20 protein-coding genes and 1 pseudogene are annotated in these 23874 nt (G+C 72.7%); 9 read left to right on the forward strand and 12 right to left on the reverse strand.

Translation table 11 applies throughout. The features are described from left to right. The first annotated feature begins 116 nt into the window (after positions 1-116). From BS80_RS23795 to BS80_RS23820, 6 genes are all read left to right on the forward strand, one after another. Positions 117-2048 carry an ATP-binding protein gene (locus BS80_RS23795; RefSeq protein ID WP_051966976.1) on the forward strand — a complete coding sequence of 644 codons (1932 nt, stop codon included), beginning with the start codon at positions 117-119 and terminating at the stop codon, positions 2046-2048. Then, entirely contained in the window at positions 2045-4438 is a 2394-nt protein-coding gene (locus BS80_RS23800; RefSeq protein WP_035800428.1) for a tetratricopeptide repeat protein, read from the forward strand. Before BS80_RS23795 ends, BS80_RS23800 begins: the two co-directional genes overlap by 4 nt. A 100-nt stretch (positions 4439-4538) precedes the next feature. After that, positions 4539-5291 carry a DedA family protein gene (locus BS80_RS23805; RefSeq protein WP_035800431.1) on the forward strand — a complete coding sequence of 251 codons (753 nt, stop codon included), beginning with the start codon at positions 4539-4541 and terminating at the stop codon, positions 5289-5291. Positions 5292-5462: 171 nt separating this feature from the next. Beyond that, positions 5463-7346: a threonine/serine exporter family protein gene (locus BS80_RS23810; protein ID WP_083975129.1), complete on the forward strand. Its 1884-nt coding sequence runs from the start codon at positions 5463-5465 to the stop codon at positions 7344-7346. 50 nt (positions 7347-7396) lie between these two features. Beyond that, entirely contained in the window at positions 7397-8332 is a 936-nt protein-coding gene (locus BS80_RS23815) for a hypothetical protein (protein ID WP_232246588.1), read from the forward strand. 202 nt (positions 8333-8534) lie between these two features. Then, on the forward strand, positions 8535-9839 hold the full coding sequence (locus tag BS80_RS23820; RefSeq protein ID WP_035800433.1) for a C40 family peptidase: 1305 nt from the start codon (positions 8535-8537) through the stop codon (positions 9837-9839). Positions 9840-9922: 83 nt separating this feature from the next. Here BS80_RS23820 and BS80_RS23825 read toward each other — a convergent pair whose 3' ends face one another. The 4 genes from BS80_RS23825 to BS80_RS23840 form a co-directional block, all read right to left on the reverse strand. Then, entirely contained in the window at positions 9923-10312 is a 390-nt protein-coding gene (locus tag BS80_RS23825; RefSeq protein ID WP_035800435.1) for a hypothetical protein, read from the reverse strand. A gap of 275 nt (positions 10313-10587) precedes the next feature. Continuing rightward, a complete protein-coding gene (locus BS80_RS23830; protein ID WP_035800436.1) occupies positions 10588-11151 on the reverse strand; it encodes a dihydrofolate reductase family protein in 564 nt (187 codons plus the stop codon). A gap of 128 nt (positions 11152-11279) precedes the next feature. Beyond that, on the reverse strand, positions 11280-14036 hold the full coding sequence (locus tag BS80_RS23835; protein WP_035800439.1) for an FtsX-like permease family protein: 2757 nt from the start codon (positions 14034-14036) through the stop codon (positions 11280-11282). Beyond that, positions 14033-14809, reverse strand: coding sequence for an ABC transporter ATP-binding protein (locus tag BS80_RS23840; protein ID WP_035800440.1), 777 nt, complete (start codon positions 14807-14809; stop codon positions 14033-14035). The genes BS80_RS23835 and BS80_RS23840 overlap by 4 nt, the downstream gene beginning before the upstream one ends. 345 nt (positions 14810-15154) lie before the next feature. Between BS80_RS23840 and BS80_RS23845 the strand changes: the two genes are divergently transcribed. Then, a complete protein-coding gene (locus BS80_RS23845) occupies positions 15155-16510 on the forward strand; it encodes a GNAT family N-acetyltransferase (protein WP_083975133.1) in 1356 nt (451 codons plus the stop codon). Between the two features lie 17 nt (positions 16511-16527). Here BS80_RS23845 and BS80_RS23850 read toward each other — a convergent pair whose 3' ends face one another. The 4 genes and pseudogenes from BS80_RS23850 to BS80_RS23860 form a co-directional block, all read right to left on the reverse strand. Then, complete coding sequence (locus BS80_RS23850; protein WP_232246648.1) at positions 16528-17034, reverse strand: TetR family transcriptional regulator C-terminal domain-containing protein; 507 nt, start codon at positions 17032-17034, stop codon at positions 16528-16530. Positions 17035-17064: 30 nt separating this feature from the next. Beyond that, a pseudogene (locus BS80_RS43605) lies at positions 17065-17514 on the reverse strand (TetR/AcrR family transcriptional regulator); the annotation flags it as partial. Beyond that, entirely contained in the window at positions 17489-18031 is a 543-nt protein-coding gene (locus BS80_RS23855) for a thiol-disulfide oxidoreductase DCC family protein (RefSeq protein WP_063772040.1), read from the reverse strand. The pseudogene BS80_RS43605 and the gene BS80_RS23855, both read right to left, overlap by 26 nt. Before the next feature lie 84 nt (positions 18032-18115). Continuing rightward, positions 18116-18520, reverse strand: coding sequence for a hypothetical protein (locus BS80_RS23860; RefSeq protein ID WP_035800442.1), 405 nt, complete (start codon positions 18518-18520; stop codon positions 18116-18118). Between the two features lie 225 nt (positions 18521-18745). On the opposite strand from BS80_RS23860, the gene BS80_RS23865 reads away from it, so the two are divergent. Next, the gene (locus BS80_RS23865; protein ID WP_035800444.1) at positions 18746-19255 is read left to right on the forward strand and encodes a GNAT family N-acetyltransferase; all 510 of its coding nucleotides are present in this window, start codon (positions 18746-18748) and stop codon (positions 19253-19255) included. 95 nt (positions 19256-19350) lie between these two features. On the opposite strand, the gene BS80_RS23870 is transcribed toward BS80_RS23865, so the two are convergent. Then, positions 19351-20565: an MFS transporter gene (locus tag BS80_RS23870; protein ID WP_408607432.1), complete on the reverse strand. Its 1215-nt coding sequence runs from the start codon at positions 20563-20565 to the stop codon at positions 19351-19353. A gap of 142 nt (positions 20566-20707) precedes the next feature. Here BS80_RS23870 and BS80_RS23875 point away from each other — a divergent pair, with 142 nt between their 5' ends. Then, positions 20708-21673: a LysR family transcriptional regulator gene (locus BS80_RS23875; RefSeq protein ID WP_035800446.1), complete on the forward strand. Its 966-nt coding sequence runs from the start codon at positions 20708-20710 to the stop codon at positions 21671-21673. Between the two features lie 82 nt (positions 21674-21755). Here BS80_RS23875 and dmpI read toward each other — a convergent pair whose 3' ends face one another. The 3 genes from dmpI to BS80_RS23890 form a co-directional block, all read right to left on the reverse strand. Then, positions 21756-21938, reverse strand: coding sequence for a 4-oxalocrotonate tautomerase DmpI (dmpI, locus tag BS80_RS23880; protein ID WP_035800449.1), 183 nt, complete (start codon positions 21936-21938; stop codon positions 21756-21758). A 115-nt stretch (positions 21939-22053) separates the two neighbouring features. Then, positions 22054-22977: a LysR family transcriptional regulator gene (locus BS80_RS23885; protein WP_035800451.1), complete on the reverse strand. Its 924-nt coding sequence runs from the start codon at positions 22975-22977 to the stop codon at positions 22054-22056. A 100-nt stretch (positions 22978-23077) separates the two neighbouring features. Then, complete coding sequence (locus BS80_RS23890) at positions 23078-23707, reverse strand: YceI family protein (RefSeq protein WP_035800453.1); 630 nt, start codon at positions 23705-23707, stop codon at positions 23078-23080. Positions 23708-23874 lie beyond the last annotated feature (167 nt).

Here is a 23874-nt window from a genome sequence, read left to right on the forward strand (position 1 = left end):
AGAACGCCCGCCGGCGAGGTTTGCGCGACCCCGCCCAGGGAAGCCCGTGACCCGGTCGGTGGGCGCCTGGGGAAAGCGCTGGTCCCAGGTTTGTCGTACTGGCAGACTGGGGCCTCATGTCTGATGGTCACGAGCCAGACCGCACCCCGGGCGGCACACCGGGCGCGCCGCAGAACCTGCGCACCACCGAGGTCGACCTCGGCGGCCTGGTCAGCGTCCTCGCCACGCACCTCTACTCCACCCCGCTGGTCGCCCTGCGCGAACTCGTGCAGAACGCGCACGACTCGCACACCCGCAGGCGGCTGGAGGACCCGGACGGCGCGGCCGCCCACACCCCCGAGATCCGGGTGCGCGCCGGCGCCCGGACGGTGTCGATCGAGGACACCGGGGCCGGCCTGACCGAGCCGGAGATCCACGCCTACCTGGCCACCGTCGGCACCGGCTACACCCGGCTGCTGCGCGAGGTGACCGGCAACGAGGAGCTGATCGGGGCCTTCGGCCTCGGCTTCCTCTCCGCCTTCTCGGTGGCCGACGAGGTCACCGTCACCACCACCTCGCACCGCGAGCCCGGGCAGGGCCACCGCTACCGCAGCCGCGGCGGCGAGCAGTACAGCGTCGAGCCGGTCGCGCCGCGCCGCACCCCGGGCACCGTCGTCGAGTTGGCCCTGAAGGCCGAGCACGCGCAGCTCGCCGACGAGCACGCGCTGCGCGAGGTCCTGGGCCGCTACTGCGTCCTGCTGAGCGTGCCGGTCTACGTCGGCGACGACGAGAAGCCGGTCAACGCGATCCCGGTGCCGTGGCGCGAGCCCGTCCCGTCGACCGGTCTGTACGCGGCCCGGATGGACTTCGCGGCCGCCTTCGGCCGCCGCTTCGAGCCGCTCACCGCCTTCCCGCTCAACCCGGCCGACGAGGGCGCCGACAGCGTCGGCCTGCTCTGGGTGCAGGACGGCGGCACCTACGGCAGCAGCGACAACCGCGACCTGGCCGTCTACCTGCGCGGCATGCTCCTGGCCGACGACGCCCGTGACCTGCTGCCCAGTTGGGCCGGTTTCATCGGCGGCGTGGTCGAGTCCGCCCGGCTCACCCCGACCGCCAGCCGCGAGGACCTCCAGCGCGACGAGCACTACCGGGCGCTGCAACAGGAGTTGACCGACGCGATCGTCAACGGCCTGTACGAGACGGCCAGGTTGTACCCGAGCGCCTGGCGCCGGATCCTGGCCCGGCACGGGCAGGACCTGCTGGGCGCGGCGCTCTGCGACGACCGGCTCTTCACCCTCCTCGCCGACGACGTCCCGGTTCCCACCTCGCAGGGCGACCTGACGGCGGGTGCGCTGCGCGCCGCGGGCAACGGCGCCGTGCACGTCGCGCTCGGCTCGGGCGGCGGGTTCGAGGAGATGCTCTACCGGGCCATGCAGGTCCCGATCGCGCGCGGCGACCGCTACGCGGTGCTGCCCTTCCTGCGCCGCTACGCCCAGTTGCGGGACTGCCGGATCATCGAACTGGGCGCCGAGAGCGGCAACCGCGAGCTGTTCCGCGACCCGCAGACCCCGCTGCCCGCCGAGGAGACGGCCTGGCTGGCCGCCGCGCTGGCCGACCCGGGCGAGCAGCTGGTGCCGGCCAGGTTCGACCCGCCCGGCCTGCCGCTGGTGCTGGTGCCCGACCGCGAGGCCGAGCTGAAGGCCAGGATCGAGGACGACGCGGCCGACGCCCGGATCCCGTCGGCCGCCCTGCGGCTGGCCCGCGCCTTCACCGCCCGTACCGACGGCACGGTCAAGGCCCGGCTCTACCTCAACACCGCCTCGCCGGCCGTTCGCGACCTGCTGGCGGCCTACCGCTCGGGCCACACCGGCAGCGCCACGGCGGCGGGCCTGCTGCGCTCGCTCAAGGTGATCATGGCCGCGGCGGCCGGATCCGCGGCCGGCGACCTCACGGCCGCGCTGGCCGGAGTGGGCACGGCGGTCGCGGCACTCACCGCGCCGACCGAGGCGCTGTCAGTGGAGCTCGGCACACTGCTCGGGAACGACGAACGAGGGGAGGACGCCCGATGACCACGGACGTCTGGGGCTGGGTCCACGACACGCACGCCCGGCTGGTCGAGGACGGCCAGCACCGGCTGGCCACCGCACTGGCCGAGATCGCCGGCCACGCCGTCGACGGGCGCAACGACCAGCTCGACGCGATGTTCCCCGAGGCGCTGGCCTCGGCCCGCGCGCTCGGCCTGCCCTGGGCCGAGGTCTTCCTGCGGCACTGGCGGCTGCAGAACCTGCTGAACAAGCGTCACCAGGGCGAGGAGGCGATGGCCGAGGCGGTCTCACTGCTGGAGTTCGCGCACCGCGAGGAGACCGCCGGCTGCCCGCAGTCGGTCTGCGCGGTGCAGGACTTCACGATCTGCCACGCCAACATCGACGGCCCGGGCTACGTCCCCGAGCGGCTCGCGGTGCTGGAGGAGGCGCTGGAGCGCGTGGAGCCGGCCCGGGCCTGCTTCGACTGCCTCTCCCGCGAGTACGCCGACACGCTGGAGGACGACGGCCGCGCCGAGGCCGCACTCGCCCACCTGGACCGCGCGCAGAGCCGGATCCAGGCGGCCGGCGAGCGCGTCTCGCTGGCCTTCGGGCACGCCCGTGCCTCCGCCCTCTACCGGCTCGGCCGCTACGAGGACGTGCTGAGCACGCTGGACACCGCCGAGCAGGCCTACGTCGCCGCCCGCAACGTCCTGGACGACGACGACCGCCGCAAACTCGCCGTCCACCGGGCCCGGGCGCTGGCCGCGCTCGGCCGCTGGGAGCAGGCGCTTGAGCAGCTGCCGCCGGCCGAGGAGGCCGACGCGTTTGCGGACGTCCGGCACCGCTGGGCCGACGCGGTGGAACTCCTGGTCGCGGCCGGCCAGTACCCCGACGACGTCCGCCTGGGCGTCCGGCTGGCCGGCTGGGTCTCCTACCTGGACGCCGCCGGTTCGCACCGCCCGTGCCTGGAACTGGCCCTGGTGGCCGGCCGGTTGGCGGTCCGCCGGGGGGCCGGTACGGTGGCCCTCGCGCTGGTCGCCACCGGTGAGCGCAAGCTGTCCGGCCTGCGCCGGACGGACGGGGTGGCCGAGCGCCTGGCCGCCCTGCGGGCCGATGCGCTGGCCCTGGGTTCCCCCGAACTGCCGGTGCCGGCCGACGAGTTGCTGGACTGGCTGGACGCCCGCCCCGAAACCGGCGACCAGGACCCGGAGGGTGACGCCGACCTGCTGACCGCCGCCTGGGCGCTGGTCGGCGGGCAGGCCGCCGCCGACCCGGCCCCGGCCACCGACCTGCTGCTGCGGCTGGCCGGGCTGCTCGCCTCGCTCGGCCACGAGCACGCCTCCGCCGAGCTGCTCTGGGCCCGCCTGGAGCAGGACCCGGGCCACCAGCAGCTGACCGGCATGCTCGGCTCGGTGCTGATCGAGGCCCGCGACGACGACGGCATCCGCCGGCTGGCCGACCTGTTGGCCGAGCGCAGCCCGGGCGACGCGCACTGGGTCCGGGCCCGCTGGGCGATCGCCGAGAGCCGCTGGGCCCAGGCCGTCGAGAGCTGCGAGGCGCTGCTCGTCCTGGAGCCCGACCGGATCAATCCGCGCCGGCTGGCCGCGGCCGCCGCCACCGAGCTCGGCGACCACGCCGCGGCCCAGCGGTTCTTCGAGGCGCTGCTGGAGTACGCCCTGCCGGTCGAGGGCACCCCGCCCGAGGAGCTGTACCGGACCGTCCAGGAGTCCGACCTCTGGCATCTGCTGACCGCCGCCACCGCCAACCGCGACTGGCCCGCGGTGCGTGCCGCCGGTGCCCGGCTGGGCATCGAGTTCGACCAGTCGGAGGGCCCGGTCGAGGAGGAGTGGCAGCTCGTCACCGTCCGCTCGCGGCGCACCAACGGCGCGACCACCGACCTGCCGGCCGTCCGCACCGGCCCGGCCACCGCGCGGATCCTGCCGGTGCTGGGCGAGGACGTCCCGCTCAACCACCGGGACGTGGTGGTCTTCGGCCCCGCCCTGCTGGAGAGCCCGCCGGCCGAGGACGCCTCGCAGGAGGAGCGGGAGCGCTGGCGGCCGACCTTCGAGCTGCTCACCCTGCTCGACCCGGCCGGGTACACGACGTACTGGCTGGACGGCGGCTGGCCCGGACCGGAGGCCTGGGGCGAGTTCCGCTCCGCGCTGGGCGAGGCCGGCTACGGCGTCTGGGCGTACAGCGGCAGCCAGTACCTGATCACCGACCCGGACGGTTCGGGCGAGGCGGACGGCGGCGAGCTGCCCGGGATCTACGCGGCGCTCGGGGTGCCGCCGACGGCCTCCGCCGCCGAGGCGGACGCGCTGCTGCACGAGCTGACGGGCAGCTGGGCGCACCCGCTCTCCTGGCTCGACCTGGCCAAGGCGGCCGGGGCGGACCCGGCCCCGCACGAGGAGGTCATCGAGCGCTACGGGCTCTGAGCACCTCGCTCACTTTGCCAGTGCTTTACCATCGAATGGTCAAGCCTTGGCGTGCGAGGTGCTGCCGCGAGGCCCGAGACCACCCCGGAGTGCGCCCACCGTGACCACCCTCGCCCTCGGCCCGTCCTGGCTCGATCCGACGTCGCTGATCTCCAGTTTCCAGCTGATCGGCATCCTGGCCGTGGTGTTCGCGGAGTCGGGCCTGCTGATCGGGTTCTTCCTGCCCGGCGACTCGCTGCTCTTCACCACCGGCCTGCTGGTGGCCCACGGCCAGTACCTCACCCAGCCGCTCTGGCTGGTCTGTCTGCTGGTGGTCGCCGCCGCGATCGCGGGGGACCAGGTCGGCTACCTCTTCGGACGGCGGGTCGGGCCGAGCCTGCTGCGGCGCGGCAACTCCCGGCTCTTCCGGCAGGAGAACGTCGAGAAGGCGAGTGCCTTCTTCGAGCGGCACGGGCCGAAGGCCATCGTGCTGGCCCGTTTCGTGCCGATCGTGCGGACGTTCGTGCCGATCGTCGCCGGGGTCGGGAGGATGGACTACCGGACCTTCGTGATCTTCAACGCGGTCGGCGGCGTGCTCTGGGGCGGCGGGGTGACGTTGCTCGGGTACTTCCTCGGCCAGGTGGCGTTCGTCCGGGACCACATCGACCTGATCCTGGTGGCCATCGTGCTGGTCTCGGTGGTGCCGGTCGGATTCGAGCTGCTGCGCGGCCGTAGGGCGGCGGCGAAGGCCCTGCGGGGAGCGGCCGGGCCGGGCCCCGGGCAGGTCGCCGAACCGGTCGCCGACCCGGTTGCTTCGCGGGCCGGGCGTCCGGTGGAACGGAGCGGCTCGGGCGGGCGGCACCGCGCGGGGTGACATGGTCGGGCTCGACAGCCGTATTGTCTGGTTTCCGGACAGTCCGTCCGGTCGATGTTCGCCACCGGCCTCCGCCGACCCGTACATGTGCGTCCGGGGTCGCGGTCAGGCAAGGTGGAGGCGAAGATCATGAGCGGTGGCGGGTCCACCCCGGGGTGGTGAGGAGCGGCAGTGCCTAAGCGGGGCCGACCGGGCGGCAGTGGCAGGGCGCACGGCGGGAAGAACGCCAGGAGTCGGCCCGGCAGGCCGGCCGTCCCGGCGCCGGCCGACGATCCGGTGCAGGCCGTCCCGCTCCCCGCCCGCCTCCCCGACGACCCCGATGTGCCCGCCGCTGACGACGTCACCCCCGAGGACGCGGTCCCGACCCCGGTCCTGCCGGCCGACGCGCCGCCGACCGAGGGCCTGCTCGGCCACCCCGTCCCGCCTGCCGACCAGGTGCAGATCATCCCGTTCGCGCCGCCGCCGGTGGAGACCGCCGGCCTGCTCGGGCACCCGGCCGAGACCACCGAGCGGCTCGACCTGCTCGGCGCCGGCTCCGACGACACGCTGACCCCCGAGGTCTGGCGCGCCGTCGGCTACAGCCCGCCCACCGGCCTGGCCGTCCCCAGCCTGCGCGCCGGCGCCCCCGGAGCCGGCCCCTGGCCGGACCGGATGCGCACCCTGCTGCGCACCCCGATGTCCGAACGCCCCGCCTTCGAACGCACCCCGCGCGAGCCGAAGCCCGAGGCCACCGCCAGGAACGTGCCGCGGATCCTCGACCTCACCCTGCGGATCGGCGAACTGCTGCTCGCCAGCGGCGAGAGCGCCGAGGACGTCGAGGCCGCGATGCTCGGCGTCACGCACGCCTACGAGCTGGACCGCTGCGAGCCGCAGGTCACCTTCACCCTGATCTCGATCTCCTACCAGCCCTCGCTTGTCGAGCCGCCGGTCACCGCCGCCCGGGTGGTCCGCCGCCGCACCTCCGACTACACCCGCCTCGCCGCGGTCTACCGGATGGTCGCCGACATCACGGCCGAGAAGATCACGGTCAACGACGCCTACCGCCGGCTCGCCGTGATCCGCCGCAATCGCCACCCCTACCCGGTCTGGCTGATCTCGCTGACCACCGGCCTGCTGGCCGGCGCGGCCACCTTCCTGGTCGGCGGCCAGATCGACGCCAAGGCCTGGCTGGTCTTCGTCAACGCCTTCATCGGCGCCGTGGTCGGCGACCGGCTGGCCTCGCTGGTGGCCAGCCGCGGGTTGCCGGAGTTCTACCAGTTCGTGCTGGCCGCGATGCCCGCCGCCGCCAGCGGCATCGTGCTCTCGCTGCACGAGTCCGGGCTGCGCGGCTCGGTGGCGATCACCGGTGGCCTGTTCGCCCTGCTGCCCGGACGCGCGCTGGTCGCGGCCGTCCAGGACGGTCTGACCGGCTTCTACATCACCGCCGCGGCCCGGCTGCTGGAAGTCGTCTACCTGGTGGCCGGCATCGTGATCGGCGTGATGCTGATCCTCTACGTCGGAGTCAGCTTCGACGCGCACCTGAGACCCGACGAGACGTTGATCGGCAACTACAACCCGCCGGTCCAACTGCTCGCCGCGATGTTCCTCACGCTGGCCTTCGCGATGCTGCTGCAGACCGACCGCCGCACCCTGGCGATGGTCACCCTGAACAGCGGCATCGGCTGGTCGGTCTACGGCGTGCTGGCCTACAACGCCAACATCTCGCCGATCCTGGCCACCGGCATAGCGGCAGGCGTGGTCGGCCTCTTCGGCCAGCTGATGGCGCGCTACCGCTCGGCCTCCGCACTGCCGTACATGACCGCCGCCCTCGGACCGCTGATGCCCGGTTCGGCGCTCTACCTCGGCATGCTCGCCTTCGCCCAGGGCCACTCCTCGGCCGGACTGGTCTCGATCAGCCGGGCGGCGGCCCTGGCCATGGCCCTGGCGATCGGGGTGAACCTCGGCGGCGAGGTGGCCCGGCTCTTCATGAAGGTCCCCGGACTCGGCGCGGAGGGCCGCCTCGCGCCCTACCTCGCCGCGCCCCGCCGCGCGGCGAAACGTACCCGCGGCTTCTGACCGGACGTTAGAGCCAGTGTCCGCTGTACCAACGCTAGGACGTACCACCCATGCACCTTCCCGACCTGGTGGAGAGCTACCGCGACCACATCGTGGCGCCGCACAAGCAGCCGCTGTTCCTCCTGCTGGTCGGGTTCATCAGCTCCTTCGTCCTGATCCGGGTCAGCGTGCGGCTGATCCGGGCCCAGGTCCGCTGGTGGCCGGGCAACTTCACGCCCGGCGGGCTGCACATCCACCACATGGTCTTCGGCATCGGCTGCCTGCTGGTGGCCGGCATCGGCGTCTTCGCGACCAGCGGCGGGCACCCCTGGATCGACTGGTTCGGACTGCTCTTCGGGGTGGGCTGCGGGCTGGTGCTCGACGAGTTCGCGCTGATCCTGCACCTGGAGGACGTCTACTGGAGCGAGCAGGGCCGCAAGTCGGTGGACGCGGTGATCCTCGGCATCCTGGTGACGGCGCTGCTGCTGACCGGCTACGTCCCGCTCGGTGTGGTGCCCGGGCAGTCGTCGTCCGACTGGTTCGGCCGCTGGGGTCCGGTCGCGCTGATCGCGGCGAACGCGGTGATGTCGATCGTCGCGCTGGTGAAGGGCAAGCTCTGGACCGGGCTGCTCGGCATCATGGTGCCCGGCCTCTCCTGGCTCGGCGCCGTCCGGCTGGCCCGGCCGTCCAGCCCCTGGGCGCGCTGGCGGTACGCGGACCGGCCGCGCCGCCGGGCCCGCGCGCTGCGCCGTGAACGACTGCTGCACCGGCGGGCGGACCTGGTCCGCCGATGGGTCTTCGACCTGATCGCCGGCGCCCCCGACAAGGTCCCCGCGCACCACGCGGCCACCCACCGGGTCGCCGAACGGATGGCGGCCCGGGCCACCGCCCACCTGGACGCCCGTACGGCGCAGGCCGCCGAGCGCGGACCCGAGCAGCGCCGCCGCACCGTCCAGGCCGGCCGGGCCCGCCCCTACGGGACCCGGGCGCCGCGCCGCCGGTCCTGACCCGCCGCATGCCGTCCGTCCGACGATCTGACGTCCCTACGTCCTGAACTCCTGAACTCCTGACTTCCTGTCCCGGATCTCACCCGGTCGGCGGCATGGGGTTGGCGTTGACGGTTCGTCATGTTTGAGAATATTACGTCGAGTGACCGACTTGTCACGTCATGGGATATTTGGCTGATCGTCAGACGGAGAGGCATCTCTCATGGCACGCAGGCTCCTCCCCGCCCTACTGCTGGCACTGACCACCGTCGTCGGGCCCGCCCTCGCACCCGCCACCGCCACCGCCGGCACCGTTCCGACCCGCATGGCACACGCCGCCCGGGCCGCCGACGACCCCGCGGGCGAGGCCGCCGACGAGGCCTACCCGTCGACCGGCACGATCGCCCGCGCGAAGGCGGACGCCGATCGCAGATCCGCGGCGGCCACCGCCGCACAGACGCAGCTCGCCGGCGCCCAGGCCGAACTCGACCAGGCCGGCCGGATCGCCGAGCAGGCCGTCGAGGCCTACGACGGCGCCCAAGTCCGGCTCGCCAAGGCCCGGACCGACGCCGCCGACGCGGCTCGCCGCTGCGCCGAGGCGCAGGCCGCCCGGGCCGCCGCGGCCCAGGACGCAGCCGCCCTCGCCGCGGCCAGCTACCGCCACGGCGGCACCCCCGAGCTCGCCGCCGTCGACGCCCTGCTCGGCGCGGGCGGCCCGCAGGCGTTCACCGATCAGGCCGTGGCGGTCGGCGCGGCCGGAACCAGTACCCGGCAGATCCTGGACGCCGCGACCTCCACCGCCGCTGCCGCCACCGAGGCGAACCGGGCCGCGAGCGCCGCCGCCGACCGGGCCGCGCGCGCCGCCAAGGCGGTCGAGGAGGCCAAGGCACAGGCGCAGTCCCGGCTGACGGCCCAGCAGATCCTGGTCGCCGAGCTGACCAAGCGGCGCGAGCGCCTGCTCGGTGAACTCGCCACCGCCCGCAGCAGCACGGTGGAACTGGAGCGCAAACGCCAGGAAGCGCTGGAGGCGATCGCCGCCCGGCAGGCGGAGGAGGCCGCCAAAGCCGCCGCAGCCGCCCAGGCCGCCGCCGACGCCGCCCGCCACCCCGCCCCCGTCGAGGAGCCCGTCCCCGCGCAGCCCGCCCACGACCCCGCCTGGTCGGCGCAGGCCGCAGCAAGCGCCGTCGACTTCGCCCGCTCCAAGCTCGGCCTGCCGTACATCTGGGGCGGCGAGGGCCCCGAGGGCTACGACTGCTCCGGCCTGACCATGCTCGCCTGGCACCAGAGCGGCAAACGCCTGACCCACTTCGCCGCCGACCAGTACACCGAGTCCACCCCCGTCGACTACCCCCACCTGCGCCCCGGCGACCTGATCTTCTGGACCCACACCGGCCGCGCCGCCGACATCTACCACGTCGCCATCTACCTCGGCGACGACCAGATGATCGAAGCTCCCCGCCCCGGCATGGCCATCAAACAGGCCAGCCTGTGGATCATGGGCCGCCCCGACTTCTACGCCCGCCCGTAGCCGGGGTGGGCGGCGGCCGAAGCCACCGCGAGGCGGTCAGGCAGCGGGCTGCCGGCCCTGGTTGTCGAAGTGGCAGCGGGCGGTCAGGCGCCAGGGTCGACTTCGGGGTGCGTGAACCGCACGGGCTTGCCCAGCGACCGGGCGTAGAGGATTTCGGCTCGGGTGCTGTCTCCGACGTAGTCGCCGACTACGAGCACTTCATCAGCGAGCCGGATCTTCGCCCGGTGCAGATCGTCGAGTCGAACCTTCAGCGCCTCGGCCTCGACAGGATCGGACCAGAGTTCGTGCGGCGACTTCATGTCACAGCCCGGTTTGACGACAATCATTCCGGCTTTGGTCTCCCGCAGATCGGCCTCGTTCATCTCGGTCATGAAGCGGGTGGAGCCGCAGATCACGACGATACGCGGGAGGCTCAACAGCTTCTTCGCGTCGGCGAGCTTCTCTGCGGGGGTGAGCACTTGTGGGTATGACACTGGTTCCTCCTGGTGGTGTGGTCCAAGGGGCGCCTGCGGAGACGAGAAGGAGGGTGTCCAATCAAGCCGCTGCGACGGGCCATCGAATCGGGGGAGTCCCGGCGGATCGGTGGGGGCGAGCACCGGCTCGAGGAGGCGATCGAGGTACAGCAACAGGCTGCAGCCGTCCTGTCACAGTGCCGGAACTCCGACACCCCGAAGTGGCCTCCCTCCATGAACCGACCCGCCACCGGTGAAGACCACGGGGCTGAGAACCTGGAGCTGGTGACGAGCGCTCAGCGTCTCGTCTCGTACCTGGTCAGGATCACGCCGCAGGGAAGCGTCCGCGTCTGAACCAGGTTCAGGTTCACCCAGCTGTCCAACGCGGTGAAGAACGGCGTGCCGCCGCCCACCAGGACCGGCGCGGTGGCGAGCACGTACTCGTCGATCAGCCCGGCGCGCATGGCCGCCCCGGCGAGGGTCGCGCCGCCGATGTCCATCGGGCCGCCGTCCTCGGCCTTGAGCCGGGTGATCTCGGCGAGCGCGTTGCCGGTGACCAGGCGGGTGTTCCAGTCGACCGTGTCGATCGTCGAGGAGAACACCACCTTCGACATGTCCCGCCAGCGGCGCGCGAACTCGATGTGCGCCGGGGTGGCGTTGGGCTGCTGGTCGGCGTTCGGCCAGTAGGAACTCATCGTCTGCCACAGCTTGCCGCCGTACAGCGACAGGTCGGTCGCCTGCAACTGGTCGGACCAGAACTGGAACAGCTCGTCGCTCGGCACGCTCCAGCCGATGTCGTCGCCGGGCGCGGCGATGTAGCCGTCCAGGGTCAGGTTCATGCCGTAGATCAGTTTCCGCATGGCGCCAGCCTTCCGTGCCTCGGCCCCACGCGTACGGACCGGCGCGCCGCAGGACGGCAATCCGGGGCCCGGTCCCGGGCGGACCACCGCGCGCAGCCACCGCGTTCGGTGGCTGCGCGCGGCGGGTGTCAGCCGGGGCGGCGGGTGAGGGGGAGGCGGGAGCGGGTGGTGGCGGTGGCCAGCAGGGCCGCGACTATCGGGAGGACCACCACGGTGAGCAGGATCAGGGTCCAGGGCACGGTGATCGGGGAGGAGGCGCCGTTCAGCGCGACGTCGCGTGCCCGGCGCAGGGCGACGGCGGGGACGAACCCGCAGACCGTCCCGAGTGCGGCGCCGACGGTGGCGATGAGCCCGCACTGCAGGCCCGACAGCACCCGGCGGATCCGCGGCGGGGCGCCGACGGCGGCCAGGGTGACCTGGTCGTTGCGGGAGTCGGCGGCGGCCAGGCCGGTGGCGATGGCGGCGGCACCCACCACGACCAGGGCGGCGAAACCGCTCAGGGCGAGGGTGACCAGGTCGCTCGTGGGCTGGTAGCCGCGCTCGACGCTGAGGGAGGCGAAGGAGTCGATGTGGCCGACGGCGGCCGCCGTCTGCTGCTCCGCCTTGGCCGTGGGCGGTACGGCGGGCAGCCACACCTCGGCCATCGGGGTGCTGCTCAGGCCCAGCCGCTGGACCGTGTCGGCGCTGACCAGGCCGGTGCCGTAACCGGCGGCGACGGCATCGTCGACGAAGACGGCGTCCAGGCTGAGCTGCTTGTTGTCGGTCTGCGGTGTCTGGCCCGGCTGCAACGGCGGGCCGCCGGCCGCGCCGCGCAGCTGGAAGACGGCCTTGCCGTCCTTGACGTAGCCGGGCTTGAAGACGACGGCCTTGCCGGCGGCCAGAGCGGCCTCGGCAGCGGGATCGTGCACGCCGAAGAAGTTGTGCAGCGCCGTCGCGTCGCCGGTCAGCGCCGAGGAGTTGGCGAACTGCGAGGGGCCGGAGCCGCCCGGACCACCCTGCGCGGGCAGGAACGAGACGTTGCTGCTGCAGTTCGGGCAGAAGGTGTAGGTGACCTGGCCGACGTCGGCGCGTGCACCCAGGTCCGGCATGCCCTGCTCGATCGCGCTGCGCACCGGTGCCAGCGGGGCTCGGGCGGAGACGAGTAGGGTGACCGCGCCGCTGGGCGCCTGGGCGCGGTACTCGCTGCGTGCCTGGGCGTCGCTGCTGGTGGTGTAGACACCGACGGCGACGGCACCGGCCACGGCGGCCAGCACGGCGGCGACGGCCGGGGCGGTGCGTCCGCGCTGGCGGGCCGCGTCACGCAGGGCGAGGCGCGGGCCGAGCGGGAGGTGCCGGGCCAGCCGGCCCAACAGGCCGATCAGGGCGGGGGTGCAGACGAGCATGCCGAGTTCGGCGGTGACCGAACCGCCGAGGACGGCGAGAGTCTGCGCGTCGTAGCCGCCGACGACCGGCAGGCCACTGCTGCTGCCCGCGCCGAGCAGTGCGGCCAGCGCACCAGCGGCCACCAGGACCAAGCCCAGCGCGGCGATCCGGCGACTCGCCGCCTTCGCGGTGACCCGTCCGTTCAGCGCGGTGACGACGTCCTCGCGGGCCGCCTGGATCGCGGGCAGGACGGCGGCAAGCAGCGCGGTGGCGAGGCCGACCGCGGCGATCGCGAGCAGGTCGAGCGGGTGCAGGTTGAAGTGGCCGAAGCGGCTGCCGGCCGTCTGCTCGATCCACGGTCGCAGCGCCGCGACCACGCCGGTCCCGACCAGCACGCCCCCGACGGCGCCGGTCAGACCGAGCACCACGCCTGCGCCCAGAACCACCGCCCGCACCTGGGAGCGGTCGCCGCCGCCCGCGGCGAGAAGGGCGAGTTGGCGACGCGAGCGGCGGGCGCCGACGGCGAACGCGGGTCCGGCCAGCAGCGCGGTCTCCAGCAGCGCCATCCCGGCGGCGGTGGCCACCACGACCTTGCTGGAACTGTCGGTGCCGGTGTCCAGGCGGACGATCGCGCTGCGGTAGTAGGGGACCGCCGAGCGGGCGGGCGGGTCGAGTGCCACGCTGCGCGAGGTGACGGTGAACCCGTAGCGGTTGAACTCCTGCACCTTGGCCCAGTCGAGCCGGCTGCCGGCGGGCAGCCGCACCAGCCAGGTCGGCGGGTTGGCGGTGGAGTCCGTCTCCGACGACTTCGTGGTGTCCGGCGTCGGCAGGGCGGCCAGCGGGGCGACCAACTCGCCCGGGCGGCCGATGATCTCCACCTTCGACAGGTCTCCCGGGTACTCCGCGACGGCGGTCAGCGTGTACGTGCGGTTGTCCAGGCCCTTGACGGTCGTGGTGGCCCCCAGGCTCAGTCCCGACTGGTCGAGGAACGCCTGCGTGACGGCCAACTCGGAGGGGGCGCTCGGGGCGTGGCCCTGGATGACGTCGATCCGGCCCGTCCAGAGCGGGTCGGTGAGATCGGCCTCGCTCGTCGCGGTGCGCAGCAGGCCGTCGCGGGAGCGGGCGCTCGCCTCCGGGCCGGGTTGCGCTGAGGCCAGCCGACTGCCGGGCGGCAGCAGGCTGGTGGCCAGCTCGGCCGGGTCGGTGCTCGCGCTCCTCACCTCCTCGGGCGTGGGCGGTTTGCCGGCGACGTCGTTGAGGATGCTGGAGCCGTCGCTGACGATCGGCGCCTGCTGGACGGTGTGGCCCGGCGAGAAGGCGGTGACCAGCGCGTCCGAGGTCCCCATCAGGCGCTCGATCCGCTCGCGCGGTTCGAGTTGGGCGCTGCGGTAGACCACGTCGGCACCGGCCACGCCGAGGACGGGCAGCGCGACCATCGCGACGATGAGCGCGCTGCGGCCCTTGGCTCGCAGGGCGTCACGGCGGGCGATGCGCAGGGCCACCTGCCAGGAGCTGAGGTTCACTTCACCACGTCCAGCCGGGTGGCCAGCTCGGCCGCGATGGCGAGCAGCGTCTCGGGGTCACGGCGGCCTGTCTCGTCGACGATCCGGCCGTCGCGCAGGAAGACCACCCGGTCCGCCCAGGCGGCGTGCCGGGCCTCGTGGGTGACCATCATGGCCGCCGCGCCCGCGTCGCAGCGGGCCCGCAGCACGGCCAGGACGGCTTCGCCGGTGGTGGAGTCCAGCGCGCCGGTGGGCTCGTCGGCGAGGACCAGACGGCGGTCGCCGATCAGCGCGCGGGCGATCGCCACCCGCTGCTGCTGACCGCCGGACATGTCGTCGGGGAAGCGGTCGGCCAGCTCCGCGATGCCGACCTCCTCCAGCGCTGCCAGTGCCTCGGGACGGGCGGTGCGGGTGGATATCCCGTCCAGCTCGCGCGGCAGCATGATGTTCTCGGCGGCGGTCAGCGCCGGGATCAGGTTGTAGTCCTGGAAGACGTACCCGATCGCCTGGCGGCGGGTCTCGGCGAGCATGCGCCGGGACAACCCGCCTAGCGATCGGCCCTCCACCACGACCTTCCCGCTGGTGGGGCTGTCCAGCCCGCCGGCCAACGTGAGCAGCGTGGACTTGCCGGAGCCGGAGGGTCCCATCACGGCGACGAACTCTCCCGGGTAGACCCGCAGATCGACACTGCGCAGGGCGTGCACCTCGGTGGCGCCCTGACCGTGCACCCGGCTGGCCTGCTCCAGGGACAGCACGGCCTTCGGCGTGCTCCTGGTGGGTTCGGTTGTGGACAAGGTCCCCCCTCTTATTACGGGTCGTACTCGCGGTCTTGCTGGTGGTCGTACTTGCGGTCTTGCTGGTGTCCTGCTGGTTTTCGGCATGGCGGTGCGGGGGCACTGCCGCGTAGGGGACCGCTTGCTCGGGTCCCGGCGGCCGGCCGTCCCAAACGGCCTGCATACCTCGTATGTATACCCGGTATGCAGAGCCATCTCAAGTGACGGCCGAGGGCGTGGGCGGGGTCTGGGCACGCTCTGGGCAGGCTCTGCGCGCAAGGTCAGGGGTGGGGCGTGGCCAGGCGGGTGAGGTGGCGGGCGCGAAAATCGGGTGCTGGACCTGTCCGGCCGCCGTAGCGTGGTCAGATGAGTACCGATACGCCGCAGAGCGGTGAAACGACGCCGGGGGAAGCCACTCTGCACGCGCCCGAGGGCCACGTCGGGCCGGGCGGGGCGCCAGGTGTCGAGGCGGTCGGTGGCATCGAGATCCGGACCGTCGGTGAGGCGGACCTGGGTGCGTGGGGGGCGGCGGTCGCCGTCGGCTTCATGCGGTCCGGCACGCCCGAGGCGCTCGAGTACCGCCGGTTGCGGCACGTCCCGGGACGCACGCTCGGCGCCTTCGACGGTGGCCGCTGCGTCGCCACGTACCGCAGCTTCCCCACCGAACTGACCGTGCCCGGCGGCGCGCTGCTACCGGCCTCCGCGATCACGACGGTCACCACCACCCAGACGCACCGCAGGCGTGGTCTGCTCACCCGGATGATGAACCAGGACCTCGCCGCCTCGCGCGAGCGCGGCGAGGCCGTCGCGATCCTGGTCGCCGCCGAGTACGGCATCTACGGGCGCTACGGCTTCGGCCCGGCGACCCGGATGCACGGGTGGGAGATCGACCTCGGTCACGCCGGCGGCCTGCGCGCGGGCCTGCCGCAGGCGACCGGCGGACGGATCGAGCTGATCGACATGGACGAACTGGGCAAGCTCGGACCCGAGTTCCACGAGCGGTGGCGACGCACGCGCCCGGGAGCCATCGCCCGCGACGAGAGCTCCTGGAAGCTCATCACCGGTGCGGTCCGCCCGCCCGCCTCCGAGTGGAAGGAGCCGTTCGCGGCCGTCCACCGCACCGCCGAGGGCACGGTCACCGGACTGGTCCGCTACGCGATCGAGGACACCTGGGACCACAGCAACCCGAACTGCCGGTTGACCGTGCAGGACTTCCTGGCCATCGACCAGCCCACCGCCAACACGCTCTGGCAGTACCTCTTCTCGGTCGACTGGGTCCGCCGGGTGCTCGTCCAGAACATCGGGCCGGACGACCCGCTGCCGCTGCTCCTGCAGAACCCCCGCGCGGCGATTCCGTGCGAGGAGAACTTCGACCTCATGTGGCTGCGGGTCCTGGACGTCCCGGCGGCCTTCGGCGCCCGGACGTACGCGAGCGCGGGGCGGGTCGTCCTGGACGTCTCCGACCCGGGCGGCGGTGGGCACGCCGCGGGCCGTTGGGCCCTGGAGGCCGACGCCGACGGTACGGGACGCGCGGTCCCGACCGCCGACGACGCTGACCTCGCCCTGTCGGCGTCCGCGCTCGGCACGCTGTACCTCGGCGCCGAGTCGGCCGCGCGGCTCGCGGCGGCGTCGCTCGTGACCGAACGGCGGGCGGGCGCGGTCGCTGCGCTCGACGCGCTGTTGCGGACGCCGCTGAAGGCGTGGAACCCCGACGAATTCTGACGGGATGTCGGGGTTCGTCAGGACTTCTGGGTACGCCCGATGGTCGGGAGGATGAAATCCTGGATCAGCCCCTTGGCGTCCCTGACTATCGGGCGGAACACCCGGTAGCGGGAGAGGTTGATCACCCGGGCGGCCATCGGTGTCGAGCGGTGGACGAACTCGCGGGTCCGCTCGGTGTCCGGGGTGCGGTCGAAGACCCAGTAGAGCACCACGACCATGAGGTAGAGCCAGAGGATGTCGGGCAGCAGCTCGGCCAGCTCGGCGTCCAGCTTGGGGGCGAGCTCCGAGCCCGTCAGCACCTCGCGGAACAGCTCGACGGCGGTGGCCCGTGCGGGATGCGACTCGTTGGAGAACGGGCTGAGCGAGCTCGTCGGGTCGGCGGCCGTCCGGAAGAACTGTGACGCGAACTCGTGGTACTCCGCCGCGCAGTCGACCCAGGAGGCGAGGGCGATCTCCAGACGCTCCGCGAAGTCCTTGACCCCGACCATCCTGGCCCGGGCGTCGGTGGCATGCTGGTACGTCATCTGATCATAGAATCCTTGAATCAAGAATTCCTTTGATGCAAAATAATAATATGCATTCCCGACCGAAACTCCGGCTTCGGCGGAAATTGCGCGCATTGTCGTCTTGTCGTAGCCGCGTTCCTTGAACAGTCGCATGGCGGTTTCAAGGATCAATGCGCGCGTCTGCTCGCTCTTGCCGGTCTTGGGTTGCGCCCGGCCGCCGGGCAGCTCGGGCGCCGTCGGGGTGCCGGTCGCGGGGCGGTCGCTGTCGGTCGGCTTGTCCACGTTGGCTGACCCTACCGGGCCAGGGCCTGGCGGACCCTGGTCCTTCCTCGGTGGGGGTAGGCGGGAGTACCGGACCGGACGTGGGTCGATGAGCCGCCGGGTCCCGGGCCCCCGGGGTGAGGGGTTCCGATGCTGGGGGCTTCGTCGCTGTCGGTGCTTGCTGCCACTGCGTCGTCCACGATGGTCGAGCCTAGCCGGGGAACTGGCAGGCCCCATCGCTACATCCCGCAGGTCCGGCGTGGTCGGCCGGGTACGCCGGGTCGGCGGGGTGCGCCGGGTCGGCCGGGTCCGGCCGGGCGGTACCGGGTGCCCCCTCCGCACCCGGTACCGCCCGGCCTGATCGGTCCGCCGGGCCGACCCCTGTCGCGGCGCGGTACTTGCTCGCCGCGAAGGCCGCCGCTCGGGCGAGCGGCAGGCCGGCCGGGGTACTCAGCCGCTGGGCGAGCGGCCGGTGTTCGGCCAGTGCCCAGAGGCAGGCGACGAAGGCGTGCGGACCACGCCAGACCTCGCCGGTATCCGCGACCACGGTGATCTCGCCGAGCGAGGCGTCGTGGTCGAGCTGTGGGTAACGTGCGTACGCCTCGGCGGATGCCACCGCGACGAACTCCAGTGGCACGAGCTGGGGCTGTCCCCGCAGCCACCCGGTCAGGCCGCGGCAGAGCGGGCAGCCGGGATCGTGCAGGACGGTCAGTCGGGTGACGGCCGGACCGGCCGCGCCTTGGTGATCGGCCATCGGGGGTGTCACCTCTCTGGTGGGTGAGGAGTCAGCCGGCTCTCCGGCGGTGGAACGCGCTTGGTTCGGGAACGCGGTACGGGCTCAGGCCCCGGCGGGCTGGGTCCTGCCCTGGGGGGCGAGCGGCGGGCGGTGCTGGCGGTCGAGCGCCCCGCGGCGGCGGATCCGGTTCAGCACGTAGACGTTGGCCAGGTGGACCAGGCCGAGGATCAGGAGCACCGATCCGAGCTTCACCGAGAGGGCGTCGAAGACCCCCTGGAGGTTGGTGACCTGCGATCCGCTCTTCATCCAGAGGACGACGAATCCCAGGTTGAGCAGGTAGAACCCGACCACCAGCAGGTTGTTGACCGCGTCGGCGAGCGCACTGTCCCCGGCGAAGACATCGGCGAGGAAGATCTTGCCGTTCCGGCTGAGCGTCCTGGCGACCCAGACCGTGACGCCGGTGGCGACGGGCAGGTAGGCGGCATAGCTGACGACTGTGTAGTCCATCGGACCACTCCGTTTCGAACGTGTTCAAAACCTCTTGGCCGTGACTGTAGACCTGTTTTTGAACGTGTTCAAGCTTGGAGTGGGTGATCGACTCTGTGGCAGGCTCGGGGTGTGAACGAAGATCTGTCCAGCCCGGGTGCCCCTGTCCCGCCCGGCCCTCGCGTTGCTTCCGGCGCCCATGCCGGTGCCGGTGCCGGTGCCGGTGCCGGTTCCGGTTCCGGTGCCGTGTCGATCCGGGTGGGCGGGGTCGACGACGCTGCGGCGGTGGCCGCGTTGCACGCCGAGAGCTGGGGGGTCGCGTATGCCGGGATCGTCCCGGACGAGGCGCTGGGCGCGGGGCTGCTCGCGGAGCGGCAGGCGCTGTGGGAGATCCGGCTCGGTGTGGACTACGGCGAGCCCGCCAACACGCCTCGGTTGCTGGTGGCGGAGAGCGCGCCGGGGAGCCTGGTGGGTTTCGCCTACCTCGTCCCGCAGCCGGACGGCCGGTTGTTGCTGGACAACCTGCATGTCCGGCCCGGTCTGACCGGGGCCGGCATCGGCGGCGAACTGCTGCGAGCAGCGCGGGAATGGGCCGGGGTGGCGCACCCCGGCGCGGCGCTCTACCTGGAGGTGCTGCGGGAGAACCGGCGTGCTGTCGCGTTCTACGAGCGGGCGGGCGGGGTGCGCACGGACGAGCGGTGGGCGGTCTTCCCGGGGGGCTTCGAGTTGCCCGAGTACGAGTACACCTGGGCGTAGCAGGCGTAGCGGGCGTAGCGGCGGGGGTGCGGGAGTACGGCTGACAGATATCGTCAGCCGTCAGCCGTCAGCCGTCAGCCGTCAGCCGTCAGCCGTCAGCCGTCAGCCGTCAGCGCGGCGGGCGGGCTCGCGGGCTCTCCTGCGCTGCCCCGGGGGTGGAGGAGGCGCGATCCGGCCAGGGTGATCAGCAGGGCGAGCGCGGCCGAGGCGACGGCGAGGGCGTAGCCCGCGGCCGGGCCGGCCTGCTGGGAGATGAGGCCCCCGGCGGCCGAGCCCGCCGAGATGCCGGTCACGATGCCGGAGACTGCCAGCGCCATGCCCTCGTTCACGGTGCCCGCCGGCAGCACCTGCTGGAGCAGCGTCATGCCGGTCACCATGGTGGGCGCGGTACCGCTGCCCGCCGTGAAGAGGGCGGCGGCCAGCACCCCCACCCCCGCGCCGGTCGCGGCGGCCGCGAGTGGCAGGACCAGCAGGCCGGTCATCGCGGCGAGCCCGAGCAGGAAACGGACCACCGGGCCGCGTCGAGCCGGCCGCAGCCCGAACAGCAGGCCGGACACACACGACCCGCCCGCGAGCAGACCCAACAGCGCGCCGGCCGCAGCCTGCCGGCCGTGTCCGCCGAGGTAGGCGAGCGTGGTGATCTCCAGCGATCCGAAGACCATGCCGACGGCCAGGAAGGCGGCCACCAGAACCAGGGCGCCGGGCGTCCGGACGGCAGAGCGCGGGGCGTTCGCGGGGCTCGCGAGGAGCGGCGGTTCGGTCCGGCGCTGGGCGGCGAAGAGCAGTGCGCCCGCGGTGGACAGCACGGTGGAGGTCAGCAGTCCGGCCTCGGGGAAGAACCGGGTGCAGAGCAGGATCCCGAGGACCGGTCCGGTCATGAAGCAGAGCTCGTCCAGCGCCTGTTCCAGCGAGTTGGCGGTGTGGCGGGCGGCGGGGTCGTCGCGCAGCAGGTGGGCCCAGCGGGCGCGGGCCATGCCGCCGATGTTCGGTCCGCCGGAGGAGGCGAGGGCGCAGACGAACAGCGTCCAGTCGGGTGCTCCGCCGTGCACGCAGAACAGCAGCGCGATGCGGGGCAGGGCGGTCAGCAGGACGGCGGGCACGGCCACCCGGGCCTGGCCGTGGCGGTCCACCAGCCGCCCCAGCAGCGGCAGTCCGACGGCCGTCCCGACCAAGCCGGCGGCCGAGACCGACCCGGCCAGCGCGTACGAGCCGCGTCGGTCGGCGATCATGGCGAGCATGCTGACGCCCAGCATGCCGAAGGAGAGTCGGCTGAGCAGTCCGTAGCAGGTGAAGGCGGCCGCGCCGGGCAGGGCGAGGAGACGGCGGTACGACGAGAACACGGGGCTCCAGGCGGAGGGAGTTGGGGTGAGCCCTCAGCCTGGGCTGTCCGTGCGGCGCGGGTCCAACACCTGTTCGGGAGCATTGACGCACTTGCGTTGTTAATCTGCTGTCATGCCCGTCGACCTGCACCCCCGCCTGCTGCGCGGTTTCGTGGCGACCGCCGAGACCCTGCACTTCGGCCAGGCCGCAGCCAGGCTGCACCTGGCCCAGCAGGCGCTGAGCCGGGATGTCCGCACGCTGGAACGGCTACTCGGCCGCGACCTCTTCGTCCGGACCACCCGCAGCGTGGCGCTCACTCCGGCTGGTGAACAACTGCTGCCGCAGGCCCGCCGGTTGCTCAGTCTGCAGGAGGAGATCCTGGCTCCGGTGGCGGACCGGCCGCTGCTGGTCGACCTCAACAGCGCGGTCACCGGTGACGACCTGACGGCCGACCGAATCCTGGCGGCGGCCCGCGCCGCCGATCCACAGGCCGAGCTCCTGGCCCGCTACCACGGTGGACTCTCATCTGCTGCAAGGGAGTTGCTTGCTCACCGGCTGGACGTCTCGTTCGGTTGCTTCAGTGGGCTGCCGACCGCACTGCGCGATCAGCTGTCCCATCTCCCGCTCAGGCTGGAGCGGTTGGCGGTGATGCTGCCGCAGGATCATCCGCTCGCGGGGCGCCGCGCGGTGCGGATCGCGGATCTGGTCGGCCATCCGGTGGACATCTGCGCCGGGAATCCGGCCACCACCGAGTGGACGGATTTCGGTGAACGGCTTTTGGTGGCCCATGGGTTGACGGCGGCCGCACCGTTCACGCCGCCCGTGGGGGTGGACGAGACGGCCCGCTACATCGCCCGGCACGGTGACCCGATGCTGACCACCCTGGGTGGTCCGGAGCTTGTCGGTACCGTGACCCGGCCCCTGGTCGAACCGGTGCCGCTCACCCTGGTCGGCATGGTGTTCCGAAAGGGGGATGCCAGCAGGGGAGTTGAGCTGCTGCGCGGGCAGGCCCTGGAGATCGGGGCGCGGGAGGGCTGGTTGCTGCGCCCGGCCGGGAGCTGGCTCTCCGTCGAGGATGCCGAGCTGCTGGCCGACTGACCCGCTCATCGGCCGGCCTGTCGGCCTGTCGGCCGGTGACCGGGGTGGCGGATTCGTCGGCCGAATCCGCCACCCCGGATGGTCACTTGTCCGCGATGAGCTTGCCGGCCGCGCCCCAGCTGTCGGTGGGTACCTCGTGGATCCAGACCTGTACCGTCTCGGCCGGGATCTGGTAGGCGTCCACGAAGGCGTCGGTGATCCGGGCGACCAGGTCGCGCTTGAGCTCAACGGTGCGGGGGCCCTGCTGAACGGTGACGATCGGCATGATCTGCTCCTTGGTCGATCGGCCGGCACCGGCTGTTCCGGTGCGTTCTGCCTACGGGGAACAGTTCATCGCGGGGGACCGCCTCCGACCCAGACCCGGTTCGCTCTCGCAGCGATCACGAATCCTGATCGTTGCTGGTCAGAGGCGTACGGCAGGCGCTGAGCAGCAGGTCGAGCCCAGCCGAGGCGGTCGGCGCGGCGCCGACGCCCCGGCGGATCGCGAGCGCGGTCGGCAGGGCGAGTCCGGGCGGCGCGAAGGGGACGAAGGCGACCCGGGGGATCCGCATCATCCGCGCGTTGGCGGCGTAGACGACCGTCCACATCGGGGTGCCGGAGCCAATTGCCGCCAGGGTGTCCTGCAGGGTGCTGGAGGTCGGGCCCGGGATCGGCTCGAAGCCCGCCCGGTGGCAGCCGTCGAGGACGAGATCGACCAGCGCCGGGTGGTTGCGTCGCTCGGTGAGCCGTAGGGGCAGCTCGGCGAGGTCGGACAGGCTCAGCGAGGGCTGCTGCGCGAGCGGATGCCTGCCGGGCACGGCGGCGACCAACTCATCCTGCCAGAGCGGAAGATGGCGTACCTCGGTGGAGTCGGGACCGATCGACCCGCGGACGAAGGCGGCGTCGAGACGGCCGTCTGCCAGCTGGGCCAGCCGTTCCTTGACCGGGAGCGCGACCAACTCCACGCGCAGGCCCGGGGAGTGCTGCTCGAAGGCGTCCAGGATCCGGTCCAGGCGCTCGCCGAGGCCGGTGATCGTGCCGAGCCTGAAGGTGCCCAGCCGTCCTGCGGCGAGGTCGGCGGCGACCGTGCGGGCCGCGTCCTCGGCGGTCAACACCGCTCTGGCGGCGGGCACGAACGCCTCGCCGGCCGGCGTGAGCCGTACCGTGCGAGGCGTGCGGTCGAACAGGTCGACCTTCAACTCACGCTCCAGCCGCCGGATCTGCTGGCTGACGGCAGGCTGGCCGATCAACAGCCGCTCGGCGGCCCGTCCGAAGTGCAGCTCCTCCGCCACGGTGACGAAGTACCGCAACTGGCGCAGTTCCACGGCCCCTCCACGTTCTGGTGTCCCGGGCCATCCTGCCCCAGGTGCAGGCGGTGGGGCAGGCGCGAGGGGGCGGAGGCGGGCTGGGGCGCAGGGGGTGGAGTCAGCCGGCCCGGACGGCGGAGATGTCGAAGCTCAGCTTGACCTTCTCGCCGATCAGCACCCCGCCGGTCTCCAGCGCCGCGTTGTAGGTCAGGCCGAAGTCGGTCCGGTCGATGGTGGCCGTGCCCTCGAATCCGACCCGCTCGATGCCGTAGGGGTCGGTCGCCGTGCCGGTGAAGTCGAGGTTCAGGACGACCGGCCGGGTGGTGGCCTTGATGGTGAGGTCGCCGGTCAGGCGGTAGGTGTCGGCGTCGATCCGGCTGGTCGCGGTGCTGCGGAAGGTGATCTCCGGGAACGCGTCGGCCTCGAAGAAGTCACCGGTGCGCAGGTGGCCGTCGCGCTGCTCGTTGCCGGTGTCGATACTGGCGACCTTGATGACCAGCTCGGCGCGGGAGTCGGCCGGGTTGCCGCCGTCGAGGTGGAGCTTGCCGTCGTAGTCGGCGAACTCGCCACGGACGTTGGTCACCATCGCGTGGCGGACGCTGAAGCCGACCCGGCTGTGCGTCGCGTCGATGACGTAGTCACCGGTGAGGTGCGACAGGTCGGGGCCGGTGGCGGTGGAGGGGCGCGGTGCCTCCAGCACGGTGGTGGCGGCGGTTGCGGTGACGGTCTTGCGGCTGAAAAGGCCCATGGCTCCTCCTGAGGTCCGAAGCCATTTGTTTAGGCTTCAACTTGTTGACTCCACCGTAACGCGCTTTGGTTCAATGTTCAACTACATCCGATGGGAAGTCGTGGACGATCGTGGCTGCGGCAGTGGCCGGCTGGGTTGTCGCAGGTCGCGGCTACGCTGCAAGGAGA

The organism is Kitasatospora mediocidica KCTC 9733 (genome assembly GCF_000744225.1).
In the GTDB taxonomy this organism is placed as follows: domain Bacteria; phylum Actinomycetota; class Actinomycetes; order Streptomycetales; family Streptomycetaceae; genus Kitasatospora; species Kitasatospora mediocidica.

Coding starts and splice junctions, on each gene's coding strand:
- BS80_RS23795 (WP_051966976.1), top strand. CDS start 117: ATGTCTGATGGTCACGAGCCAGACCGCACCCCGGGCGGCACACCGGGC.
- BS80_RS23800 (WP_035800428.1), top strand. CDS start 2,045: ATGACCACGGACGTCTGGGGCTGGGTCCACGACACGCACGCCCGGCTG.
- BS80_RS23815 (WP_232246588.1), top strand. CDS start 7,397: ATGCACCTTCCCGACCTGGTGGAGAGCTACCGCGACCACATCGTGGCG.
- BS80_RS23820 (WP_035800433.1), top strand. CDS start 8,535: ATGGCACGCAGGCTCCTCCCCGCCCTACTGCTGGCACTGACCACCGTC.
- BS80_RS23830 (WP_035800436.1), bottom strand. CDS start 11,151: ATGCGGAAACTGATCTACGGCATGAACCTGACCCTGGACGGCTACATC.
- BS80_RS23845 (WP_083975133.1), top strand. CDS start 15,155: ATGAGTACCGATACGCCGCAGAGCGGTGAAACGACGCCGGGGGAAGCC.
- BS80_RS23850 (WP_232246648.1), bottom strand. CDS start 17,034: ATGACGTACCAGCATGCCACCGACGCCCGGGCCAGGATGGTCGGGGTC.
- BS80_RS23855 (WP_063772040.1), bottom strand. CDS start 18,031: ATGGCCGATCACCAAGGCGCGGCCGGTCCGGCCGTCACCCGACTGACC.
- BS80_RS23860 (WP_035800442.1), bottom strand. CDS start 18,520: ATGGACTACACAGTCGTCAGCTATGCCGCCTACCTGCCCGTCGCCACC.
- BS80_RS23875 (WP_035800446.1), top strand. CDS start 20,708: ATGCCCGTCGACCTGCACCCCCGCCTGCTGCGCGGTTTCGTGGCGACC.
- dmpI (WP_035800449.1), bottom strand. CDS start 21,938: ATGCCGATCGTCACCGTTCAGCAGGGCCCCCGCACCGTTGAGCTCAAG.
- BS80_RS23890 (WP_035800453.1), bottom strand. CDS start 23,707: ATGGGCCTTTTCAGCCGCAAGACCGTCACCGCAACCGCCGCCACCACC.